Origin of the sequence: Nocardia acidivorans NBRC 108247 (assembly GCF_001625085.1) — a bacterium.
In the GTDB taxonomy this organism is placed as follows: Bacteria; Actinomycetota; Actinomycetes; order Mycobacteriales; family Mycobacteriaceae; genus Nocardia; species Nocardia acidivorans.
Genome location: NZ_BDAW01000146.1, coordinates 1 through 1563, shown reverse-complemented (window position 1 = coordinate 1563; position 1563 = coordinate 1). Strand labels below are relative to the sequence as shown.

The 1563-nt window shown below is 73.6% G+C and carries 2 pseudogenes; both read right to left on the bottom strand.

The annotated features are described in order from the left end of the window. A pseudogene (locus tag NA10_RS35045) lies at positions 1-1343 on the bottom strand (LuxR C-terminal-related transcriptional regulator); the annotation flags it as partial. A 13-nt stretch (positions 1344-1356) separates the two neighbouring features. Next, a pseudogene (locus tag NA10_RS37880) lies at positions 1357-1563 on the bottom strand (transglycosylase family protein); the annotation flags it as partial.

The window sequence follows — 1563 nt, the reverse complement described above, 5'->3', positions numbered from 1 at the left end:
TGCAGGACGGTGGCGGCGACCGCCCAGTCGGCGCCCACGCGGTCGGGGCCGAGCCAGGTGTAGAGCTGCGCGGCGCGGGCCGCCAAGCCGCGACGGGTCCAGACGCCCGCGCAGATGCGTACCGCGGCGGCCAGATCGGTGGCGGGGGCGTAGGCGGTCGATTCCGGATCGGTGGGGGAGGTGCGGCCGGTGGCTCTCGGATCGGTGCGGCCGGTCGGGCGGGCCAGTATCGGCTCGGCCAGGCGCAGGGCGGTATCGCAATCGCCGGCACGGGCGGCGGCGTCGGCCCAGCGCAGGGCGATGGCCTCGCGGTCGGCGCCGGCGGCGGCCGCGGCGGCGTAGTGGCGCACGGCCTCATCGCCCGCTTTCTCGGCCGTGGTGCAGAGGAATTCGGCCAGGCGAGGGTCGCGGACGCCGGATTCGGCCAGCAGCAGGGCGGTGTGATCGCGGAGTAGGCCGGCGTCCAGGCGGGCGTGCAGCAGCCGGCGCTGTACCGACAGCAGGCGACGGTCGCCCACCAGGGTGCGCAGCGGGGCGATGGCCGGGGCCAGCAGCAGGTCCGCATCGGTGATGAGGGCGCTGCCGCGGGCGCGATCCACCAGATCCTGTGCGGTGGCGTGGTCGATGTCCAGTACCTCGGTGAGTTCACCGGTGTCCAGGCCCGCGCCGATGGCGGCGACCACGAAGGTGTCCAGCAGTTCGGGTTCGGCATCGTCGAGCCGGGCGCGGGCCCACGCTGCGACCGCGTCGTCGACCGCGGTGATGCCGGAGTCCAGCCGGGTCGCGCAGGCGGCCGTCAGCGCCGCCACCACGCCGCCGTGGATGCCGGCGGTCTGCCGGTGAATGTGCTGTGCCAGCCCGCGCGGCACCATCATTCCCAATTCCCTTGCGAAGGGCGCGATCTCGGTGACGCCTAGGGCGCGCAGATCCACTACGCGCCCGCGTCTGGCGATGGCGTCGGCGAGGCCGCGCAGCCGCGCGTCATGTGGACGCGGCCGGGTGGCGACCACCACCGTATGGGTTCCGGATTCGACGGCGGCACAGAGTGATTCGAAGTCGGCGTCGCCACGGCCCTGGGCGTCGTCCAGCACCAGCGCCGGTGCGCCCCGCCCGCGCCCGGCGCCCCCGCCGCGCTGGGTGAGCAGCTCGGCCGGATTCTCGGTGACCGAGATACCGTGCGCGCGTAGCCGATTGCGGATCGCGGTCAGCAGGGTGGATTTACCGGTGCCGGAGCGGCCCCGGAACAGATACAGCAGGGGAGCCGAATCGTCGGAGTCCAGTTCCCGGAAGATCTCGCGCGCGCACGGCAGGGTGTCGAGCGCGACCGGTGGATTGCCTATCACGGGGTACCAACTCTCAGCCGCCGTTGTTCGGAAGGATCTTGGGCGCCGCCGGAATCGCATTGCCCAGCTGATCCACGGTCTTGCCCAGGTCCGGGAGCTGCGGAACCGTCGGTGCGACGATCACCGGCTGCGGCACGGTGGGAGCCTGCTGGGGTGCGCTCGGCACGGTCTGCGGTGCGGGGGAGTCCTGGGCGGGCGGCGCGGCGGGTGGGGCCGCCGC